The organism is Pseudomonas sp. LS-2 (genome assembly GCF_003605735.1).
GTDB lineage: Bacteria > Pseudomonadota > Gammaproteobacteria > Pseudomonadales > Pseudomonadaceae > Aquipseudomonas.
On record NZ_QXTJ01000031.1, the window covers coordinates 126,735 to 146,317 of the forward strand.

14 protein-coding genes and 3 tRNA genes are annotated in these 19,583 nt (G+C 58.2%); 12 read left to right on the plus strand and 5 right to left on the minus strand.

What is annotated here, in order from left to right; translation table 11 throughout:
- The 3 genes from D3M70_RS17910 to D3M70_RS17920 all read left to right on the plus strand — a co-directional run bounded on the left by D3M70_RS17910 (position 1) and on the right by D3M70_RS17920 (position 2,943).
- On the plus strand, positions 1-801 hold the full coding sequence (locus tag D3M70_RS17910; RefSeq protein ID WP_120127046.1) for a carbohydrate ABC transporter permease: 801 nt from the start codon (positions 1-3) through the stop codon (positions 799-801).
- A gap of 12 nt (positions 802-813) precedes the next feature.
- Positions 814-1,086: a DUF2160 domain-containing protein gene (locus tag D3M70_RS17915; RefSeq protein ID WP_081568657.1), complete on the plus strand. Its 273-nt coding sequence runs from the start codon at positions 814-816 to the stop codon at positions 1,084-1,086.
- A gap of 84 nt (positions 1,087-1,170) precedes the next feature.
- A complete protein-coding gene (locus D3M70_RS17920; protein WP_120127047.1) occupies positions 1,171-2,943 on the plus strand; it encodes an ABC transporter substrate-binding protein in 1,773 nt (590 codons plus the stop codon).
- An 821-nt stretch (positions 2,944-3,764) separates the two neighbouring features.
- Here D3M70_RS17920 and folD read toward each other — a convergent pair.
- Positions 3,765-4,619, minus strand: a complete 855-nt coding sequence (folD, locus tag D3M70_RS17930) for a bifunctional methylenetetrahydrofolate dehydrogenase/methenyltetrahydrofolate cyclohydrolase FolD (RefSeq protein ID WP_120127048.1) — start codon at positions 4,617-4,619, stop codon at positions 3,765-3,767.
- A gap of 309 nt (positions 4,620-4,928) precedes the next feature.
- Between folD and D3M70_RS17935 the strand changes: the two genes are divergently transcribed.
- From D3M70_RS17935 to D3M70_RS17975, 9 genes are all read left to right on the plus strand, one after another.
- Positions 4,929-5,005, plus strand: a tRNA-Arg gene (locus D3M70_RS17935).
- 61 nt (positions 5,006-5,066) lie between these two features.
- Positions 5,067-5,142: transfer RNA gene (locus D3M70_RS17940), tRNA-His, on the plus strand.
- Positions 5,143-5,199: 57 nt separating this feature from the next.
- Positions 5,200-5,284 (plus strand) — tRNA-Leu (locus D3M70_RS17945).
- 374 nt (positions 5,285-5,658) lie between these two features.
- Entirely contained in the window at positions 5,659-6,969 is a 1,311-nt protein-coding gene (gene tig / locus D3M70_RS17950; RefSeq protein WP_120127049.1) for a trigger factor, read from the plus strand.
- Between the two features lie 90 nt (positions 6,970-7,059).
- Positions 7,060-7,701 carry an ATP-dependent Clp endopeptidase proteolytic subunit ClpP gene (gene clpP / locus D3M70_RS17955; protein ID WP_120127050.1) on the plus strand — a complete coding sequence of 214 codons (642 nt, stop codon included), beginning with the start codon at positions 7,060-7,062 and terminating at the stop codon, positions 7,699-7,701.
- Between the two features lie 115 nt (positions 7,702-7,816).
- Positions 7,817-9,100, plus strand: coding sequence for an ATP-dependent Clp protease ATP-binding subunit ClpX (gene clpX / locus D3M70_RS17960; RefSeq protein WP_120127051.1), 1,284 nt, complete (start codon positions 7,817-7,819; stop codon positions 9,098-9,100).
- 182 nt (positions 9,101-9,282) lie between these two features.
- Entirely contained in the window at positions 9,283-11,679 is a 2,397-nt protein-coding gene (lon, locus tag D3M70_RS17965; RefSeq protein ID WP_120127052.1) for an endopeptidase La, read from the plus strand.
- 146 nt (positions 11,680-11,825) lie between these two features.
- Positions 11,826-12,098: an HU family DNA-binding protein gene (locus tag D3M70_RS17970; RefSeq protein WP_003183171.1), complete on the plus strand. Its 273-nt coding sequence runs from the start codon at positions 11,826-11,828 to the stop codon at positions 12,096-12,098.
- 253 nt (positions 12,099-12,351) lie between these two features.
- Positions 12,352-14,220: a SurA N-terminal domain-containing protein gene (locus D3M70_RS17975; RefSeq protein WP_120127053.1), complete on the plus strand. Its 1,869-nt coding sequence runs from the start codon at positions 12,352-12,354 to the stop codon at positions 14,218-14,220.
- Between the two features lie 842 nt (positions 14,221-15,062).
- On the opposite strand, the gene fabI is transcribed toward D3M70_RS17975, so the two are convergent.
- From fabI to D3M70_RS17995, 4 genes are read right to left on the minus strand one after another with little or no spacing between them, the layout of a single operon-like run.
- Positions 15,063-15,857 (minus strand): enoyl-ACP reductase FabI, encoded by a 795-nt coding sequence (gene fabI / locus D3M70_RS17980; RefSeq protein ID WP_120127054.1) that lies wholly within the window; start codon positions 15,855-15,857, stop codon positions 15,063-15,065.
- An 18-nt stretch (positions 15,858-15,875) separates the two neighbouring features.
- Positions 15,876-17,486, minus strand: a complete 1,611-nt coding sequence (locus D3M70_RS17985) for an ABC transporter ATP-binding protein (protein ID WP_120127055.1) — start codon at positions 17,484-17,486, stop codon at positions 15,876-15,878.
- Between the two features lies 1 nt (position 17,487).
- Complete coding sequence (locus tag D3M70_RS17990; RefSeq protein WP_120127056.1) at positions 17,488-18,507, minus strand: ABC transporter permease; 1,020 nt, start codon at positions 18,505-18,507, stop codon at positions 17,488-17,490.
- Between the two features lies 1 nt (position 18,508).
- Positions 18,509-19,582, minus strand: a complete 1,074-nt coding sequence (locus D3M70_RS17995; RefSeq protein WP_120127057.1) for a microcin C ABC transporter permease YejB — start codon at positions 19,580-19,582, stop codon at positions 18,509-18,511.
- Between the last annotated feature and the right edge of the window lies 1 nt (position 19,583).

Genomic DNA, 19,583 nt, shown 5'->3' on the forward strand with positions numbered 1-19,583 from the left:
ATGAACCTGAAAAAAATAATACCGCTGTGGATTTACCTGCTGTTTCTGCTGGTGCCTATCTACTGGCTGGTGAACATGTCGTTCAAGACCAACACCGAAATCCTTGGCGGTCTGACGCTGTTTCCGCAGGATTTCACCCTTGCCAACTACAAGGTCATCTTCACCGACGAGAGCTGGTACAGCGGCTACATCAACTCGCTTTACTACGTCTGCCTGAATACCGTGATATCGCTGAGCGTGGCATTGCCCGCCGCTTACGCGTTTTCCCGCTATCGTTTCCTCGGTGACAAGCACCTGTTCTTCTGGCTGCTGACCAATCGCATGGCGCCACCGGCCGTGTTTCTGCTGCCGTTTTTCCAGCTGTATTCGTCGATCGGTCTGTTTGATACCCACATCGCTGTTGCGCTGGCCCACTGCCTGTTCAACGTGCCGCTGGCGGTGTGGATTCTTGAAGGCTTCATGTCCGGGGTGCCAAAGGAGATCGACGAAACCGCCTACATCGACGGTTACAGCTTTCCCAAGTTCTTCGGCAAGATTTTCATTCCGCTGATCGGCTCGGGCATCGGTGTGACGGCGTTCTTCTGCTGCATGTTTTCCTGGGTCGAACTGTGGCTGGCTCGGACGCTGACATCGGTCAACGCCAAGCCTATCGCAGCGGTCATGACCCGCACGGTATCGGCATCGGGGATCGACTGGGGCGTGCTGGCGGCAGCGGGGGTGTTGACCATCTTGCCGGGCATGCTGGTGATCTGGTTCGTTCGCAATCATGTGGTCAAGGGTTTTGCCCTTGGTCGTGTCTGAGGAGTCGAAAAAATGGAGTGGATGTCCTGGACACTGCCGACCGCCATTTTCTTTGCGTCCATCGCCGCCATTCTGGTTGCGATGACCGTCTGGGAGTTGCGCTCGGCGAGCATTGAACGTCGCGGCTTTCTGCCGATTGCCACCACCCGTGGCGACCGGCTGTTCATCGGTCTTCTTGGCAGTGCCTACCTGCATCTGCTGGTGATCGGCGCGACCGACTGGAATATCTGGGTGGCATCCGGGCTGTCTCTGGTCTGGCTGCTGGTGGTGATGCGTTGGGGTTGAAGGTCGGGCGGGCTGCTGCCAATGCAGCCGGGCTGGCGGGATTTGCAAAGCGGGACTACATAAGAATCAACACTGGAGGTGTCTATGTTCAATAAGAAAAACAAGCTGCGACATAGTGTGACGGTAGCAACGATGGTGATGCTCAGCGGTTTGAGCGTTTCGGCCTGGGCCGATCAGTACGAAGACGCGGCGAAGAAGTGGGCGGCCAGCGAATTCAAGCCGACCACGCTGTCCGATGCTGACCAGCTCAAGGAACTGGAGTGGTTCATCAAGGCTGCCGAACCCTTTCGCGGCATGGACATCAAGGTGGTATCCGAAACCTTGACCACCCATGAGTACGAGTCGAAAACCCTGGCCAAGGCGTTTACCGAAATCACCGGCATCAAGGTGACTCATGACCTGCTGCAGGAAGGCGACGTCATCGAGAAACTACAGACCGCTATGCAGTCGGACAAGAGTATCTATGACGGCTGGGTCAACGACTCCGACCTGATCGGTACGCACATGCGTTACGGCAAGGCGCTGTCGTTGACCGATTTGATGGCAAGTCCCGAAGGCGCCAAGGTGACGTCTCCGACACTGGACCTGAAGGACTTCATCGGCACCTCGTTCACCACCGCGCCGGACGGCAAGCTTTATCAACTGCCCGATCAGCAGTTCGCCAACCTGTACTGGTTCCGCGCCGACTGGTTCGAGCGTCCTGACCTGAAAGAGAAATTCAAGGCCAAATACGGCTATGAGCTGGGCGTCCCGGTGAACTGGTCGGCCTATGAAGACATCGCCAAGTTCTTCAGTGAAGACGTCAAGGAAATCGACGGCAAGAAAGTCTATGGCCACATGGACTATGGCAAGAAAGACCCGTCTCTGGGCTGGCGCTTCACCGATGCCTGGTTCTCCATGGCCGGTAGCGGCGACAAGGGCCTGCCGAACGGTCTGCCGGTGGACGAGTGGGGTATTCGCGTAGAGGACTGCCATCCGGTCGGTTCGAGCATCACGCGCGGGGGCGACACCAACGGCCCGGCCGCTGTGTATGCGACCCAGAAGTACATCGACTGGCTCAAGGCCTACGCGCCGCCGGAAGCCGCGGGTATGACCTTCTCCGAGTCGGGTCCGGTACCGTCGCAGGGCAACGTCGCTCAGCAGATCTTCTGGTACACCGCCTTCACCGCCGACATGACCAAACCAGGTCTGCCAGTGATGAACGCCGACGGCACGCCGAAATGGCGCATGGCACCATCGCCGAAAGGCCCATACTGGAAAGAAGGCATGAAGCTGGGCTATCAGGACGTGGGCTCGTGGACCTTCCTCAAATCCTCCGACGAGAAGAAGCGTAACGCTGCCTGGCTTTACGCGCAGTTCGTGACATCCAAGTCGGTGTCGTTGAAGAAGACCATCGTCGGCCTGACGCCGATTCGTGAGTCGGACATCAACTCCAAGGAGATGACCGCCCTGGCGCCGAAACTCGGTGGCCTGGTGGAGTTCTACCGCAGCCCGGCGCGCGTGCAGTGGTCGCCGACCGGCACCAACGTTCCGGACTATCCGAAACTGGCTCAGTTGTGGTGGAGTCACGTGGCTGAAGCAGTGACCGGCGAGAAGACCGCGCAAGCGGCGCTGGACGGGCTGGCCAAGGATCAGGATGCGATCATGACCCGTATCGAACGTTCCAAGGTTCAGGAGGCGAGTGGTTGTGCGCCGAAGATGAACCCGGAGACCTCGGCTGAAGAGTGGTACAGCAAGGCCGAGAAGAGCGGCGGTAAATTCCTTGCGCCACAACGTAAACTGGCCAACGAGAAACCGAAGGGCGAAACCATCGCTTACTCGGATCTGTTGAAGAGCTGGGAAGCGGCCAAGAAGTAAGAGTGGGAGATGAAGAGGGACGGCGCCTGTTGGCGCCGTTTTTTTGTGTTCGACGGGGCATGGAGGTGTCAGGCCTGACGCGTTTGTTCTGGCTAACGCCAGATCTGTTTCGACTTCGTCGAGTTACTTTGTTTTGGCAAAGTAACCAAACCATTTCGCTCCACTGTCCGGCCCCTCCTTCGTCGGGGTTCCCTCGCTCCGGCATTGCTCCGTGGGCCCGCCGCAAACGGGCCATCCATGGCCCAATGCGGCTCTCGCGGCATCCATGCCGCTCGGCCCACTCCGCAATACCTCCACTCGGCCTCCCAAAGTCGCAATCTGTGGCGTCAGTAAGATTTGCGCTCAAGAACTCCACACCTTCCCGTAGCAGTCCGGCTTGCCGGCGGCAGCGATCACAAGGACCCCACCGTCGGTAAGCCGGACCGCTACGGGATCGGTGTCGTGCTTTTGATTTGCTTTTGATCTTAATGCGCGACAGCCCAGACACCACCAAACGCGACTTGGGTGCAGGCCGAACGCAGGTCTCGTGGAGTGGGTCGAGCCGCATGGATGCGGCGAGAGGCGTTTGGCCCATGGATGGGCCATTCACGCCGGGCCCACGGAGCGAGACCGGAGTGAGGGAAGTCTGACGAAGTCAGACCCCAACCAGGAGAAAAAGCCCTTGGTTACTTGGGGCTTTTCCAAGTAACTCGACGAAGTCGAAACAGGTCTGGCGTTAGCCAGAACGACAGCGTCAGCCAGGCACCTCACCACCTCAAAAAAACACCGGGCAAAAAAAACGGCACCGCCCGGGTGCCGTTCTCTTGCGCATACAATGCCAATCAGCTATGCAGTGTTTCCGCTGCGTACAGGGTGTTCTCCAGCAGGCAGGCGCGGGTCATCGGGCCTACGCCGCCCGGCACTGGCGTGATCCATCCGGCGCGGGGCAGGGCGGTCTCGTAGACCACGTCCCCGACCAGCTTGCCGTCGTCCTGGCGGTTGATGCCGACGTCGATGACGATGGCGCCTTCCTTGATCCATTCGCCCTTTACCAGCCCTGGCTTACCGGCAGCGACCACTACCAGATCGGCGCGACCAACGTGACCGGCCAGATCCTGGGTGAAGCGGTGAGTAACAGTGACGGTGCAACCTGCCAGCAGCAATTCCATCGCCATCGGACGACCGACGATATTGGAAGCGCCGACGACCACTGCATCCTTACCGTACAGATCCACGCCGGTGCTTTCCAGCAGGGTCATGATGCCTTTTGGCGTGCACGGACGCAGGAGCGGAATGCGCTGGGCCAGACGCCCTACGTTATAGGGATGGAAACCGTCGACGTCCTTGTCCGGACGAATGCGCTCCAGCAGGCTGGACGATTCCAGATGCTCAGGCAGTGGCAGTTGCAGCAGGATGCCGTCGATGGCCGGATCGTCATTGAGGCTGTCGATCAGATCGGTCAGTTCGGTCTGGGTGGTTTCGCTGGGCAGGTCGTAGGCCCGAGAGATGAAACCGACCTCTTCGCAGTCCTTGCGTTTGTGCGAGACGTAAACCTGAGAGGCGGGGTCGCTGCCGACCAGAATCACCGCGAGGCCTGGCGTGCGCAGCCCTTGCTCGCGACGTTCGGCGACTCGTTGGGCGATCTGCTGGCGCAGGTTGGCTGCGATCGCTTTGCCGTCTATTAGTTTTGCAGTCATTACGCGTGATTAACCATCGGAAGGGAGGGAAAAAGAGCGCGCATTCTCGCATGACATGGCCCACCGGCAAAGGCGGTTGGTCTGCTTAATAAGCTAACCCCTTTAATTAACTGAATTTTTTAGAAAAAAGTGTTGACGACCTTCAGGACCGTCTATAAGATTCGTCGCACTTGTCGGGCACAACCCCACGCAGGATTAACCGGAAGCGGTCAGTCAGGTTGAAAGGTTGATTAGGTCAGGTAGAGTTCAGATCGGCTCAGCGTGATTGAAAGCTCTTAATTTGTTATCGAAAGAAAGCAGATTAAATAAGCGCCCGTAGCTCAGCTGGATAGAGCATCCGCCTTCTAAGCGGATGGTCGCAGGTTCGAGTCCTGCCGGGTGCGCCATTAACGGCAGCTTTGGCACAAGTAGCATTCAAGTTGAATGCGTCGGTTACAACGCAATATGGTGGGCGTAGCTCAGTTGGTAGAGCACGGGATTGTGACTCCCGTTGTCGAGGGTTCGATCCCCTTCGTCCACCCCATATTCGAAAAGGCGCCAGATTCATAATCTGGCGCCTTTGCTTTAAGCGCTTCAAAACGCGGATGTGGTGGAATTGGTAGACACACTGGATTTAGGTTCCAGCGCCGCAAGGTGTGAGAGTTCGAGTCTCTCCGTCCGCACCAGCTACAAGCCTCTAGAGCTGCCGAAGGGCGTTCACGAGGATCGAAAAGCCGCCTAGTGCGGCTTTTTTTGTTTCAGCGTATTGGTTTCATGCTGGTTCAAGCCTGTCATGCCGTCGACGACAGGCTTTTCCGGAGTGTTTCCAGGGAATGGATCGATCTTCGGTCGTGCCTCGCTTCCTTTATATAGGTGCGCGCGAGGTGCGTTCCAGACCGCTCGCGAAGGTGCAGGCCTTCGTCCTTTGTTCCCTGGTTGCATTCCACTGTATTTACCCTTGTTCAGTAGGGTGACTTCTTGAGTTTGACCCACTAGAATGCTTGCCCTTGATTCTGGGGTCGGAAACGGCCGGCTAACGTCTGTGCAACGAGGAATATCCATGCAAGTTTCTGTTGAAAACACTTCCGCTCTCGAGCGCCGCATGACCATTGGCGTGCCAGCTGAGCGCATCGAGACCGAAGTCAACAAGCGTCTGCAGCAGACCGCACGTAAAGCCAAGATCCCGGGCTTCCGCCCTGGCAAAGTGCCTATGAGCGTGATCCGCCAGCGTTATGAAGACGGTGCTCGTCAGGAAGCACTGGGCGACCTGATCCAAGCCACCTTCTACGAAGCTGTCGTAGAGCAAAAGCTGAACCCGGCTGGCGCACCTTCCGTTGAGCCTAAAACCTTCGAAAAGGGCAAGGACCTCGAGTACATCGCTACTTTCGAAGTGTTCCCTGAATTTTCTGTTGCCGGTTTCGAATCCGTGACCGTCGAGCGTCTGTCGGCTGACGTCGCTGATTCCGATCTGGACAACATGCTGGAAATCCTGCGCAAGCAGAATGTCAGCTTCGAAGTGGTCGATCGCGCCGCTGCGAACGAAGACCAGCTGAACATCGATTTCGTGGGCAAGGTCGACGGCGAAGCATTCGCTGGTGGCTCGGCTACCGGCACTCAGCTGGTACTGGGCTCGGGTCGCATGATCCCTGGCTTTGAAGAGGGTCTGGTTGGCGCCAAGGCTGGTGAAGAGCGTGTTCTGAACCTGACTTTCCCAGAGGACTATCAGAATCTGGAACTGGCTGGCAAAGCCGCCGAGTTCACCGTTACCGTCAACACCGTATCGGCACCGACCCTGCCTGAACTGAACGAAACCTTCTTCAATCAGTTCGGCATCAAGGAAACCGGTATCGAAGGCTTCCGCACCGAAGTTCGCAAGAACATGGAGCGTGAGCTGCGTCAGGCCATCAAGTCCAAGGTCAAGAATCAGGTAATGGACGGTCTGCTGGCCGCCAACCCGATCGAAGTGCCGAAAGCCCTGCTGGAGAACGAAGTGAACCGTCTGCGCGTTCAGGCCGTTCAACAGTTCGGCGGCAACATCAAGCCTGACCAACTGCCGGCCGAGCTGTTCGAAGAGCAGGCCAAGCGCCGCGTCGAACTGGGCCTGATCGTTGCTGAAGTGGTCAAGCAGTTCGACCTCAAGCCTGACGAAGCCCGCGTTCGCGAGCTGATCCAGGAAATGGCTTCCGCGTATCAGGAGCCTGAGCAGGTCGTAGCCTGGTACTACAAGAACGAACAGCAAATGAACGAAGTGCGTTCGGTTGTGCTGGAAGAGCAAGTTGTGGATACTGTTTTGCAGAAAGCGAGCGTGACCGATAAAGCGGTCTCGTACGAAGAAGCAGTCAAGCCGGTAGAAGCTCCACAAGCCGACTGATTTCCTCTCTCGTTCGAAAACACCATAAGCCAGCCTTCGTGCTGGCTTATGCGTATTCAAGACATGACTATTTGGGAGTGAATGCGAGACATGTCCCGCAATTCTTATATTCAGCAGAACTCTGACATCCAGGCCGCTGGCGGCCTGGTCCCGATGGTTATCGAGCAGTCCGCCCGTGGCGAACGCGCCTATGACATCTATTCCCGTCTGCTCAAGGAACGCGTCATCTTCCTGGTGGGTCCGGTAGAAGACTACATGGCCAACCTGATCTCGGCGCAGCTGCTTTTCCTTGAAGCGGAAAACCCGGACAAGGACATCCATCTCTACATCAACTCCCCAGGCGGTTCGGTGACGGCTGGTATGGCGATCTACGACACCATGCAGTTCATCAAACCGGACGTCTCCACGACCGTGATGGGTCAGGCGTGCAGCATGGGGGCTTTCCTTCTGGCTGGTGGTGCCAAGGGCAAGCGTTTCGCGCTGCCGAATTCCCGCGTGATGATTCACCAGCCACTGGGCGGTTTCCAGGGGCAGGCGTCTGACATCGACATTCACGCCAAGGAAATCCTGTACATTCGCCAGCGTCTGAACGAGCTGCTGGCTTACCACACGGGGCAGTCGCTGGAAAACATCGAGCGCGACACCAACCGCGACAACTTCATGAGCGCTGAACGCGCCGCTGAATATGGCCTGGTGGACTCGGTGCTCGACAAACGTCAAATGATCAAATGATTGCTTGATAGGCAGTAATCCCGGGTGGTCGGTACGTCCGTGCCACCTGCGGACTTGAAAAAGCCCGCAATTGCCTTCATCTTGTGTTGCAAGCCTACCGGATTGGATCGATCGAATGACTGACACCCGCAACGGCGAGGACAACGGCAAACTGCTTTATTGCTCCTTCTGCGGCAAAAGCCAGCATGAAGTGCGCAAGTTGATTGCCGGCCCCTCGGTATTTATCTGTGACGAGTGCGTCGACCTGTGCAATGACATCATCCGCGAGGAGGTGCAGGAAGCACAGGCAGAAAGCAGCGCGCATAAATTGCCATCGCCGAAAGAAATCAGCGGCATCCTTGACCAGTACGTCATCGGTCAGGAGCATGCCAAAAAGGTTCTCGCAGTAGCGGTGTACAACCACTACAAGCGCTTGAACCAGCGCGACAAGAAAAACGACGACGTTGAACTGGGCAAGAGCAACATCCTGCTGATCGGCCCTACGGGCTCCGGCAAGACCTTGCTGGCGGAAACGCTGGCGCGTTTGCTCAACGTACCGTTCACCATCGCCGACGCCACCACCCTGACCGAAGCCGGTTATGTGGGTGAGGACGTGGAAAACATCATCCAGAAGCTGTTGCAGAAATGCGATTACGATGTCGAGAAGGCCCAGATGGGTATTGTCTACATCGACGAAATCGACAAGATTTCGCGCAAATCCGACAACCCTTCGATCACTCGTGACGTGTCCGGCGAAGGCGTGCAACAAGCCTTGCTGAAACTGATCGAGGGGACCGTGGCTTCCGTTCCGCCGCAGGGCGGTCGCAAGCATCCGCAGCAGGAATTCCTGCAAGTGGACACGCGTAACATTCTGTTCATCTGCGGCGGTGCGTTCTCGGGGCTTGAAAAAGTCATCCAGAATCGCTCGACCAAGGGCGGCATCGGCTTCAACGCCGAAGTCCGCAGCAAGGAAGAGGGCAAGAAGGTTGGCGAATCCCTGCGTGAAGTCGAGCCTGACGATCTGGTCAAGTTCGGTCTGATCCCGGAATTTGTGGGCCGTCTGCCAGTGCTGGCGACCCTGGACGAGCTGGACGAAGCTGCTTTGATGCAGATTCTGACCGAGCCTAAGAACGCCTTGACCAAGCAGTACGGCAAGCTGTTCGAAATGGAAGGCGTTGACCTCGAGTTCCGTACCGACGCATTGAAGTCGGTTGCCCGTCGCGCGCTGGAGCGCAAGACCGGTGCTCGTGGTCTGCGTTCGATCCTCGAGGGCGTATTGCTCGACACCATGTATGAAATCCCGTCGCAAACCGACGTGAGCAAAGTGGTGATCGATGAAAGCGTGATCGAAGGTACTTCCAAGCCGCTGTTGATCTACGAAAACAGTGAGCCACCTGCCAAGGCGGCACCCGACGCGTAAGCCTTTGGGCTTCGCACCGGGCGACTGGAAAGAAAAGGGCCCTCTGGGGCCCTTTTTGCATTTCAACATCTGTTTCGCATTAACTCGAAGCGACGCTTGTTTTTTCGGATAGCTACCCCCATCTTGGTTTTCAGCTCATTTCTATCTGTCCATGGCCTTATGGCCGCCGTAGAGGCGAAATCATGAAGACGACCATTGAATTGCCTCTTTTGCCATTGCGTGATGTCGTGGTTTATCCGCATATGGTTATCCCACTGTTCGTGGGGCGCGAGAAGTCCATTGAGGCCCTTGAGGCCGCGATGACCGGTGACAAGCAGATCCTGCTGCTCGCGCAAAGAAATCCTGCAGACGATGATCCTGGTGAAGACGCTCTTTATAGCGTGGGTACGATTGCAACCGTATTGCAGTTGCTTAAGCTGCCGGACGGAACCGTCAAGGTTCTGGTCGAAGGCGAGCAGCGTGGCTCCGTCGAGCGTTTCATCGAGGTCGACGGTCACTGCCGCGCCGAAGTGGCCCTGATCGACGAAGTCGATGCCCCTGACCGTGAATCCGAAGTGTTCGTGCGCAGCCTGCTGGCTCAGTTCGAACAGTATGTGCAGCTTGGCAAGAAAGTCCCGGCTGAAGTCCTGTCTTCGCTCAACAGCATCGATGAGCCGGGTCGTCTGGTCGACACCATGGCCGCGCACATGGCGCTGAAGATCGAGCAGAAGCAGGAAATCCTCGAAATCATCGACCTGCCGGCCCGTGTCGAGCATGTTCTGGCACTGCTGGACGCCGAGATCGACCTGTTGCAGGTCGAGAAGCGCATCCGCGGGCGCGTGAAGAAGCAAATGGAGCGCAGTCAGCGCGAGTACTACCTGAATGAGCAGATGAAGGCCATTCAGAAGGAACTCGGCGACAGCGACGAAGGCCACAACGAAATTGAAGAGCTGAAAAAGCGCATCGATGCCGCTGGCCTGCCAAAAGACGCCATGACCAAGGCCACTGCGGAGCTGAACAAGCTCAAGCAAATGTCGCCGATGTCGGCTGAGGCTACCGTTGTTCGCTCCTACATTGACTGGCTGGTCCAGGTGCCGTGGAAGGCCCAGAGCAAGGTGCGTCTGGACCTGGCTCGCGCCGAAGACATCCTCGATGCCGACCACTATGGTCTGGAAGAAGTCAAAGAGCGGATCCTCGAGTACCTCGCCGTACAGAAACGCGTGAAGAAGATTCGTGGCCCGGTGCTGTGCCTGGTCGGTCCTCCTGGCGTGGGCAAGACCTCGCTGGCGGAATCGATCGCTCATGCCACCAACCGCAAGTTCGTGCGCATGGCGCTGGGCGGCGTACGTGACGAAGCCGAAATTCGTGGTCACCGTCGTACCTACATCGGTTCGATGCCGGGTCGTCTGATCCAGAAGATGACCAAGGTGGGTGTACGCAACCCGCTGTTCCTGCTCGACGAAATCGACAAAATGGGCAGCGACATGCGTGGCGATCCTGCATCGGCACTGCTCGAGGTGCTCGATCCCGAGCAGAACCACAACTTCAACGATCACTATCTGGAAGTCGATTACGACCTGTCCGATGTGATGTTCCTCTGCACCGCCAACTCCATGAACATTCCTGCGGCTCTTCTTGACCGTATGGAAGTGATCCGTCTGCCGGGTTACACCGAAGACGAGAAGATCAACATCGCCACCAAGTACCTCTCGCCCAAGCAGATCGCTGCCAACGGCCTGAAGAAAGGTGAAATCGAGTTCGAGGAAGAGGCCATACGCGACATTATCCGGTACTACACACGTGAAGCCGGCGTGCGTAGCCTGGAACGTCAGATTGCCAAGGTCTGCCGCAAGGCGGTCAAGGAACACGCTCACGAGAAACGTTTCACCGTCGTGGTTACTGCCGCAATGCTGGAAAACTTCCTCGGCGTGCGCAAATTCCGCTATGGCCTGGCCGAGCAGCAGGATCAGATTGGTCAAGTGACCGGTCTGGCATGGACTCAGGTGGGTGGCGAACTGCTGACCATCGAAGCCGCCGTTGTGCCGGGTAAGGGTCAACTGATCAAGACCGGTTCGTTGGGCGATGTGATGGTCGAATCGATCACCGCGGCGCTGACGGTGGTGCGCAGCCGCGCCAAGAGCCTCGGGATCCCTCTGGACTTCCACGAGAAGCGCGACACGCACATCCATATGCCGGAAGGGGCAACCCCTAAAGATGGCCCTAGCGCTGGTGTAGGCATGTGCACGGCACTGGTTTCCGCGCTGACTCAGATCCCGGTGCGCGCAGATGTCGCCATGACCGGCGAAATTACCCTTCGCGGGCAGGTTCTGGCGATTGGCGGTTTGAAAGAAAAACTGCTGGCCGCTCACCGTGGCGGAATTAAAACGGTGATCATTCCGGAAGAAAACGTGCGCGATTTGAAAGAGATTCCTGACAACATCAAGCAGGATCTGCAAATCAAACCGGTTAAATGGATTGACGAAGTCCTGCAAATTGCGCTGCAATACGCGCCGGAGCCCTTGCCGGATGTGGCTCCGGACATGGTTGCCAAGGATGAAAAACGCGAGTCTGACTCTAAGGAAAGAATTAGCACGCATTAGTCTGGGGGGCCTTCCTTGACAGCTTTTTAGAGCCCTTGTTATAAAGCGGCTCTTTCCAGCGTCAGCAGGCCGTTCAGCGTTTTGTTTGGCTTCACCAAAAAACTTAGAAAATATACTCAATATAGATAGATATAAGGGGACTTAGAGTGAACAAGTCGGAACTGATTGATGCTATCGCCGCATCCGCTGACATCCCGAAAGCTGCTGCTGGCCGTGCGCTGGACGCAGTAATCGAATCCGTCACTGGCGCTCTGAAGGCTGGCGACTCTGTTGTACTGGTTGGCTTCGGCACTTTCTCCGTAACTGATCGCCCTGCTCGTACCGGCCGCAACCCACAGACCGGTAAGACTCTGGAAATCCCAGCTGCCAAGAAGCCAGGCTTCAAAGCCGGTAAAGCTCTGAAAGAAGCGGTCAACTAAGTTTCTTTTACCTTTGCCTACCTCCAGGGCAGCGTCATTCGTGTCCTGGTTGCGAAGCGGCAAGTGCGGTTGGTCAAGCGCTGGCCTGTCACCTCGGGGAACGCACATTCGAACCCTGTCCGCTTTGTCTGTTTCGAATGTTACGAGAAGGCGCATCCTCGGATGCGCCTTTCTTCTATCCGGATTCCACCCACGCTCTGCTTTACCGTGTGCCGCAGCTTGGTGAATCGAGTACAAACCCTCTGGGGGACGCATGCTGCAGAATATCAGGGACAATTCACAAGGCTGGATTGCCAAGACCATCATCGGCGTCATCATTGCTTTGATGGCGCTGACGGGTTTCGATGCCATTTTCCGGGCCACAAGCCATAGTCAGGACGCGGCGAAGGTCAATGGTGACGAGATCACTCAGAACGAACTGGGCCAGGCGGTCGAAATGCAACGCCGTCAGCTCATGCAACAACTGGGCAAGGACTTCGATCCTGCAATGCTCAACGAGAAGATGCTGCGTGATTCCGCGCTCAAGGGCCTGATCGATCGCAAGCTGCTGCTGCAAGGCGCGGCGGATTCGAAGTTCGGTTTCTCTGAAGCTTCGCTGGATCAGCAGATTCTGATGACGCCTGAGTTCCAGGTCGACGGCAAATTCAACGCCGATCGGTTCGATCAGGTGATTCGTCAACTCGGTTATAGCCGCATGCAGTTCCGCGAGATCCTGGGTCAGGAAATGCTGATCGGCCAGATCCGCGCGGGTATTGCAGGCAGTGCTTTCATCACTGACGCACAGGTTGACGCGTTTGCTCGTCTGGAGAAGCAGACCCGCGATTTCGCGACCCTGACCCTCCCGGCCGATCCTTCGAACGTGAAAGTCACGGACGATGAGATCAAGGCGCACTACGACCAGCACGCCAAAGAGTTCCTCAGCCCTGAGCAAGTGGTTCTGGACTATATCGAACTGAAGAAATCCTCGTTCTTCGACAAGGTCACGGTGAATGACGAAGATCTGCAGGCGGCGTATCAGAAAGAAATCGCCAACCTGGCTGAGCAGCGTCGTGCTGCTCACATCCTGATCGAAGTCAACGACAAGACCACCGATGCTCAGGCCAAGGCCAAGCTGGAAGAGATTCAGGCGCGTCTGGCCAAGGGCGAAGACTTCGCGGCGCTCGCCAAGGAGTTCTCGCAGGATCCTGGTTCTTCGAGCAAAGGCGGTGACCTGGGTTACGCCGGCAAGGGCGTTTACGACCCGGCGTTCGAGGACGCGTTGTACGCGTTGAACAAGGATCAGGTATCGGCCCCGGTACGCAGCCAGTTCGGCTGGCACCTGATCAAGCTGCTGGGCGTCGAGGCACCCTCGGTTCCGACGTTCGCCAGCCTGAAAGACAAGCTGACTCACGACCTCAAATCGCAGCAAGTCGAGCAAAAGTACGTCGACGCCAGCAAGAAACTGCAGGACGCCGCGTACGAAGCTTCCGATCTGGTACAGCCAGCCTCTGATCTGGGCCTGAAGGTGCAGACCACGCAGCCGTTCGGTCGTGAAGGCGGCGAAGGCATTGCGGCGAATCGTGCCGTGATCCAGGCCGCGTTCAGCCAGGAAGTGATGGAAGAAGGTTCTAACAGTTCGGCGCTGGAGCTCGATCCGGAAACCACGATTGTGGTGCACATGAAAGAGCACCGTCAGCCGGAGCAGTTGCCTCTGGAAGCGGTTTCCAGCGCCATTCGTGCTCAACTGACCAAGGAGCACGCCAGCGAGGCCGTCAAGGGCACGGGCGAGGCGCTGTTGGCCGGTCTGCGTGATGGGAAGGTTCCATACACGGCCACCAAGCAGGAAGGTCAGAACTGGAAAGTCGTGGAAGCTGCATCCCGCGGTCAGGAGGGTGTCGATCCTCAGGTGCTGCAAGCGTTGTTCCGCATGCCCAAGCCTGAGGGCAAGCCGGTCTACAGCAGCCTGACGGCGGCTGACGGAAGCTTCGTGATCGTGCGTCTGAACGGCGTGAATCAGGCAGCGCCGGCGACCGATGCAGAGAAGTCTCAGTATCGTCGGTTCCTGGCGTCTCGTGAGGGCAAGCAGGATTTCGAGGCTTACCAGGCTCAACTGCAGGCGGCGGCGAAGATCGAGAAGTATTGATCCTCGTTAAACGCTGAAAAACAGAAAGCCCCGGCTCGTGAGAGTTGGGGCTTTTTGGTTTTTGGTTTTTGGTGCGGGGTGGGCCGTGTTCAGAGCCGCTATCTGTGGTGCCGCCGATTGGATCTGGCTAACGCCAGACCTGTTTCGCCTTTGGCGAGTTACTTGATAGGACCCCAAGTAACCAAGGGTCCTTGCTCTTGGTTTGGCCCCTCGTGCCTCGGGGTTCCTTCACTCCGGTCTCGCTCCGTGGGCCCGCGCCGAACGGACATCCATGTCCTGACGGCGCTCTCGCCGCATCCATGCGGCTCGGCCCACTGCGCGAGACCTGCGTTCAGCCTGCACCCAAGTCGCGATTGGCGGTGTCTGGGATTTTGCGTATGAAGATCAAGATCACAAGCAGATCAAAGGCTTCCTGGCTGAAGCCGGCCCCAATGAAATCAATGCGTACAAACGGTAGGACCGGCTTTAGCCGGGAAGCTGTTGCTGTTGCTGTTGCTCTTCTACGCGGTAGCCCGGACACCACAAATCGCGACTTGGGTGCAGGCCGAAGGTAGACGACGCGGAGTGGGTCGAGCGGCATGGATGCCGCGAGAGCGCCGCTAGGACATGGATGTCCGTTCGGCGCGGGCCCACGGAGCGTCGTCGAAGTGAGGGAACCCGACGAAGTCGGGCCAAACCAGGAGCAGGCACCCTTGGTTACTTGGGGTTATCAAGTAACCCGCCGAAGGCGCAACAGGTCTGGCGTTAGCCAGAACCCTATCAGCGTCACCCGAGATAACGGATATTCGCACGCTACCCGCTACCCACCTCAAACAAACGAGCCGCCGAAGGCGGCCCGAGGATCAACCTTCCAGATCACCCATCGCGGTGGTGTTGAAACCGCCGTCGACGTACATGATCTCGCCGCTGACACCGGAAGCCAGGTCAGAGCAGAGGAAGGCGCCGGCGTTGCCGACTTCTTCAATGGTCACGTTGCGACGCAGCGGCGTCTGGGCTTCGTTGGCAGCCAGCATTTTACGGAAGTTCGAAATACCCGACGCCGCCAGCGTGCGGATTGGACCCGCCGATACCGCGTTGACGCGGGTGCCTTCCGGACCGAGGCTGCGTGCCAGGTAACGAACGCCGGCTTCCAGGCTCGCCTTGGCCATGCCCATCACGTTGTAGTTCGGCATGGTGCGCTCGGCGCCCAGGTACGACAGGGTCAGCAGGCTGCCATTGCGGCCTTTCATCAGTTCACGGCCGGCTTTGGCCAAGGCCACGAAGCTGTAGGCGCTGATGTCGTGCGCGATGCGGAAACCGTCACGGGTGGTGGCCTGGGTGAAGTCGCCGTCCAGTTGGTCGCCCGGGGCGAAGCCAACGGAGTGCACGATGCAGTCCAGGCCATCCCATTTCTTGCTCAGTTCTTCGAAGACCTTGGCGATTTCTTCATCGCTGGCTACGTCGCAAGGGAAGCACAGGTCGGCGTTCGAACCCCAGCCTGCTGCGAATTCTTCCACGCGGCCTTTGAGTTTTTCGTTCTGGTAGGTGAAGGCAAGCTCAGCGCCCTCGCGATGCATGGCGGCAGCGATGCCGGATGCGATGGACAGTTTGCTTGCGACACCGACGATCAGGACGCGCTTACCGGCGAGAAAACCCATGGTTTGTTCCTCTTCAGGTTAATCGACAGCTGCCGGCGCCAAGAAGGCGGCTTCCAGCAGCTGCTGTGTATAAGGATGTTGCGGTGCGGCGAAGATGTCCTCTGCCACACCCTGTTCGACCACTTGGCCTTGCTTGACCACCATCAGTTGGTGGCTCAGCGCTTTGACTACCGCCAGGTCATGGCTGATAAACAAATACGTCAGGTTGTACTTGGTTTGCAGGGAGCGCAAAAGCTCCACCACTTGACGCTGAACGGTCCGGTCGAGGGCCGAAGTCGGCTCGTCCAGTAAAATCAGCGCCGGTTTTAACACTAATGCCCGGGCAATGGCGATCCTTTGCCGTTGTCCACCGGAAAACTCGTGGGGATAGCGGTGCCGGGTATCCGGGTCCAGACCTACCTCCTTGAGCGCCGCGATCACCGCCGCTTCCTGTTCGACGGGGGTACCGATCCTGTGAATCCGCAAACCCTCGCCAACGATGTCGCATACCGACATGCGAGGACTGAGGCTGCCGAACGGGTCCTGAAACACCACTTGCATCTGGCGTCTTAACGGACGCACCTGATCCTGCTTGAGACACGCCAATGAGTGGCCCTGGAAGCGTATCTCGCCTTCGCTGCGAATCAACCGCAGAATCGCCAGCCCCAGCGTCGACTTGCCCGAACCGCTCTCGCCGACGATCCCCAGCGTCTGTCCCTTGGGCAGACTGAAGTGGATGCCGTCCACGGCCTTGACGTGATCGACGGTGCGCTTGAACACACCTTTCTTGATCGGAAACCAGACTTTCAGGTCCTCGACCTCCAGCATCGGCGCACCGGGAACGTTGTTGGCCGGGCCGCCTTTGGGCTCGGCACTGAGCAGTTCTCGGGTGTACGGATGCTGCGGCGCGGTGAACAGCTCTTCGCACGATGCCTGTTCGACGATGCAACCGCGCTGCATGACACATACGCGGTTGGCAATTTGCCGAACCACGTTCAAATCGTGGCTGATCAGCAGCAAGGCCATGCCCAGCCGACCCTGCAGTTCCTTGAGCAACTTGAGGATTTTCAGCTGGACCGTGACGTCCAGCGCGGTGGTCGGCTCGTCGGCAATCAGCAGCTCGGGTTCGTTCGCCAGGGCCATGGCGATCATCACCCGCTGGCGCTGGCCGCCTGAGAGCTCGTGTGGCAGGGCTTTGAGGCGCTTGAGCGGCTCGGGGATGCCGACCATCTCCAGAAGCTCCAGCGTACGCCGGGTCGCGGCCTTGCCGGTCAGGCCCTTGTGCAGGCCGAGCACTTCGTTGATCTGCTTTTCGATCGATTGCAGCGGGTTCAGCGAGGTCATCGGCTCCTGAAAGATCATCGCAATGCGGTTGCCACGAATGGCGCGCATGCGTTTTTCGCTGACCGTCAGCAGGTCGTTGCCCGCGTACTGAATCGTGCCGGTCGGATGCCGGGCGAGGGGGTAGGGCAGAAGGCGCAGGATCGAATGGGCTGTCACTGACTTGCCCGATCCACTTTCGCCGACCAGTGCCAGGGTTTCGCCCTTGGGAATATCGAAACTGATGCCTTCGACCACGCGCTGGACTTTGTCGCCCGTGACGAACTCGACGGACAGGTTGCGGATCTCGATCAGATTGTCCTGGGTCATGTCATTTCCTCGGGTCGAATGCGTCACGGGCGGATTCGCCGATGAACACCAGCAAACTCAACATGATCGCCAGCACGGCGAAGGCACTGATGCCCAGCCACGGCGCTTGCAGGTTGGATTTGCCCTGAGCCACCAGTTCGCCCAGCGATGGCGAGCCAGCGGGCAGGCCGAAGCCCAGGAAGTCCAGCGCGGTCAGGGTGCCGATCGCGCCGGTGAGGATGAACGGCATGAAGGTCATGGTCGAGACCATGGCGTTGGGCAGGATGTGGCGGAACATGATCGCCCCGTTCTGCATGCCCAGCGCGCGTGCGGCACGAACGTATTCCAGGTTGCGGCCGCGCAGAAACTCGGCGCGCACCACGTCCACCAGGCTCATCCACGAGAACAACAGCATGATGCCCAGCAACCACCAGAAGTTGGGCTGAACGAAGCTCGCCAGGATGATCAGCAGGTAGAGCACGGGCAGGCCCGACCAGATTTCCAGAAACCGCTGACCGACCAGATCCACCCAGCCGCCATAGAAGCCCTGCAAGGCGCCGGCAATGACGCCGATGATCGAACTGAGCACCGTCAACGTCAACGCGAACAGCACCGAAACGCGGAAACCATAGATCACTCGTGCCAGCACATCGCGCCCTTGATCATCGGTGCCCAGCAGGTTCTCCCGAGAGGGCGGAGCGGGGGCCGGGACTTTCAAGTCGTAGTTGATGCTCTGGTAGCTGAACGGAATCGGTGCCCAGAGCGTCCAGCCACCCTTGGCCGCCAGCAGCTCCTTGATGTACGGGCTCTTGTAGTTGGCTTCAAGCGGGAATTCGCCGCCGAACGTCGTTTCCGGATAACGCTTGAACACCGGGAAATACCACTCGCCGTCGTAGCGCACGGCCAGCGGTTTGTCGTTGGCGATCAGCTCGGCGCCCAGGCTTGCGCCGAACAGGATCAGGAACAGCCACAGCGACCACCAGCCACGCTTGTTGGCCTTGAAACGTTCGAAACGGCGTCGATTGAGAGGGGACAACGTCATATCAATGATCCCTGCGGTCGAAGTCGATACGTGGGTCAACCAGCGTGTAGGTCAGGTCGCCGATCAGTTTCACCACCAGCCCCAGCAGGGTGAAGATGAACAGGGTGCCGAACACTACCGGGTAGTCGCGGTTGATCGCCGCTTCAAAGCTCATCAGACCGAGGCCGTCGAGGGAAAAGATCACTTCCACCAGCAGTGAGCCGGTGAAGAAGATGCCAATGAAGGCCGAAGGGAAACCGGCGATCACCAGCAGCATGGCATTGCGAAACACATGCCCGTACAACACGCGACGCTGGGTCAGGCCCTTGGCCTTGGCGGTGATCACGTATTGCTTGCCGATTTCATCGAGGAAGCTGTTCTTGGTCAGCAGGGTCATGGTGGCGAAGTTGCCGATCACCAGTGCCGTGATGGGCAGCACCAAGTGCCAGAAGTAATCGCCGATCTTGCCCAGCCAGCTCAGTTCGTCGAAGTTGCTGGAGGTCAGGCCGCGCAACGGGAACCAGTCGAAATAGCTGCCCCCGGCGAACACCACGATCAGCAGAATGGCGAACAGGAACGCGGGAATCGCATAGCCGACGATGATTGCCGAGCTGGTCCAGACGTCGAAATGGCTGCCATGTCGCGTGGCCTTGGCGATCCCCAGCGGGATCGACACCAGGTACATGATCAAGGTGCTCCACAGCCCAAGTGAGATCGAGACAGGCATCTTCTCGACGATCAGGTCGATGACCTTGGCGTCGCGGAAGAAACTGTCACCGAAATCCAGTCGGGCGTAGTTCTTGATCATGATCCACAGACGTTCCGGCGCCGATTTGTCGAAGCCGTACATGTGCTCGATTTCCTTGACCAGCGCCGGGTCCAGGCCCTGGGCGCCACGGTAGGTCGAGCCCGCCACGGACACTTCCGCGCCGCCACCGGCAATCCGGCTGGTGGCGCCCTCGAAGCCTTCGAGTTTGGCGATCATCTGTTCGACCGGCCCGCCGGGCGCGGCCTGGATGATCACGAAGTTGATCAGCAGAATGCCGAACAGGGTCGGCACGATCAGCAGCAAGCGCCGCAGCATGTACGCCAGCATG

Excerpts from the sequence above, each read along its gene's own strand:
- D3M70_RS17910 (WP_120127046.1), top strand. The coding sequence starts at position 1 with ATGAACCTGAAAAAAATAATACCGCTGTGGATTTACCTGCTGTTTCTG.
- D3M70_RS17915 (WP_081568657.1), top strand. The coding sequence starts at position 814 with ATGGAGTGGATGTCCTGGACACTGCCGACCGCCATTTTCTTTGCGTCC.
- D3M70_RS17920 (WP_120127047.1), top strand. The coding sequence starts at position 1,171 with ATGTTCAATAAGAAAAACAAGCTGCGACATAGTGTGACGGTAGCAACG.
- folD (WP_120127048.1), bottom strand. The coding sequence starts at position 4,619 with ATGACTGCAAAACTAATAGACGGCAAAGCGATCGCAGCCAACCTGCGC.
- tig (WP_120127049.1), top strand. The coding sequence starts at position 5,659 with ATGCAAGTTTCTGTTGAAAACACTTCCGCTCTCGAGCGCCGCATGACC.
- clpP (WP_120127050.1), top strand. The coding sequence starts at position 7,060 with ATGTCCCGCAATTCTTATATTCAGCAGAACTCTGACATCCAGGCCGCT.
- clpX (WP_120127051.1), top strand. The coding sequence starts at position 7,817 with ATGACTGACACCCGCAACGGCGAGGACAACGGCAAACTGCTTTATTGC.
- lon (WP_120127052.1), top strand. The coding sequence starts at position 9,283 with ATGAAGACGACCATTGAATTGCCTCTTTTGCCATTGCGTGATGTCGTG.
- D3M70_RS17975 (WP_120127053.1), top strand. The coding sequence starts at position 12,352 with ATGCTGCAGAATATCAGGGACAATTCACAAGGCTGGATTGCCAAGACC.
- fabI (WP_120127054.1), bottom strand. The coding sequence starts at position 15,857 with ATGGGTTTTCTCGCCGGTAAGCGCGTCCTGATCGTCGGTGTCGCAAGC.
- D3M70_RS17985 (WP_120127055.1), bottom strand. The coding sequence starts at position 17,486 with ATGACCCAGGACAATCTGATCGAGATCCGCAACCTGTCCGTCGAGTTC.
- D3M70_RS17990 (WP_120127056.1), bottom strand. The coding sequence starts at position 18,507 with ATGACGTTGTCCCCTCTCAATCGACGCCGTTTCGAACGTTTCAAGGCC.
- D3M70_RS17995 (WP_120127057.1), bottom strand. The coding sequence starts at position 19,582 with ATGCTGGCGTACATGCTGCGGCGCTTGCTGCTGATCGTGCCGACCCTG.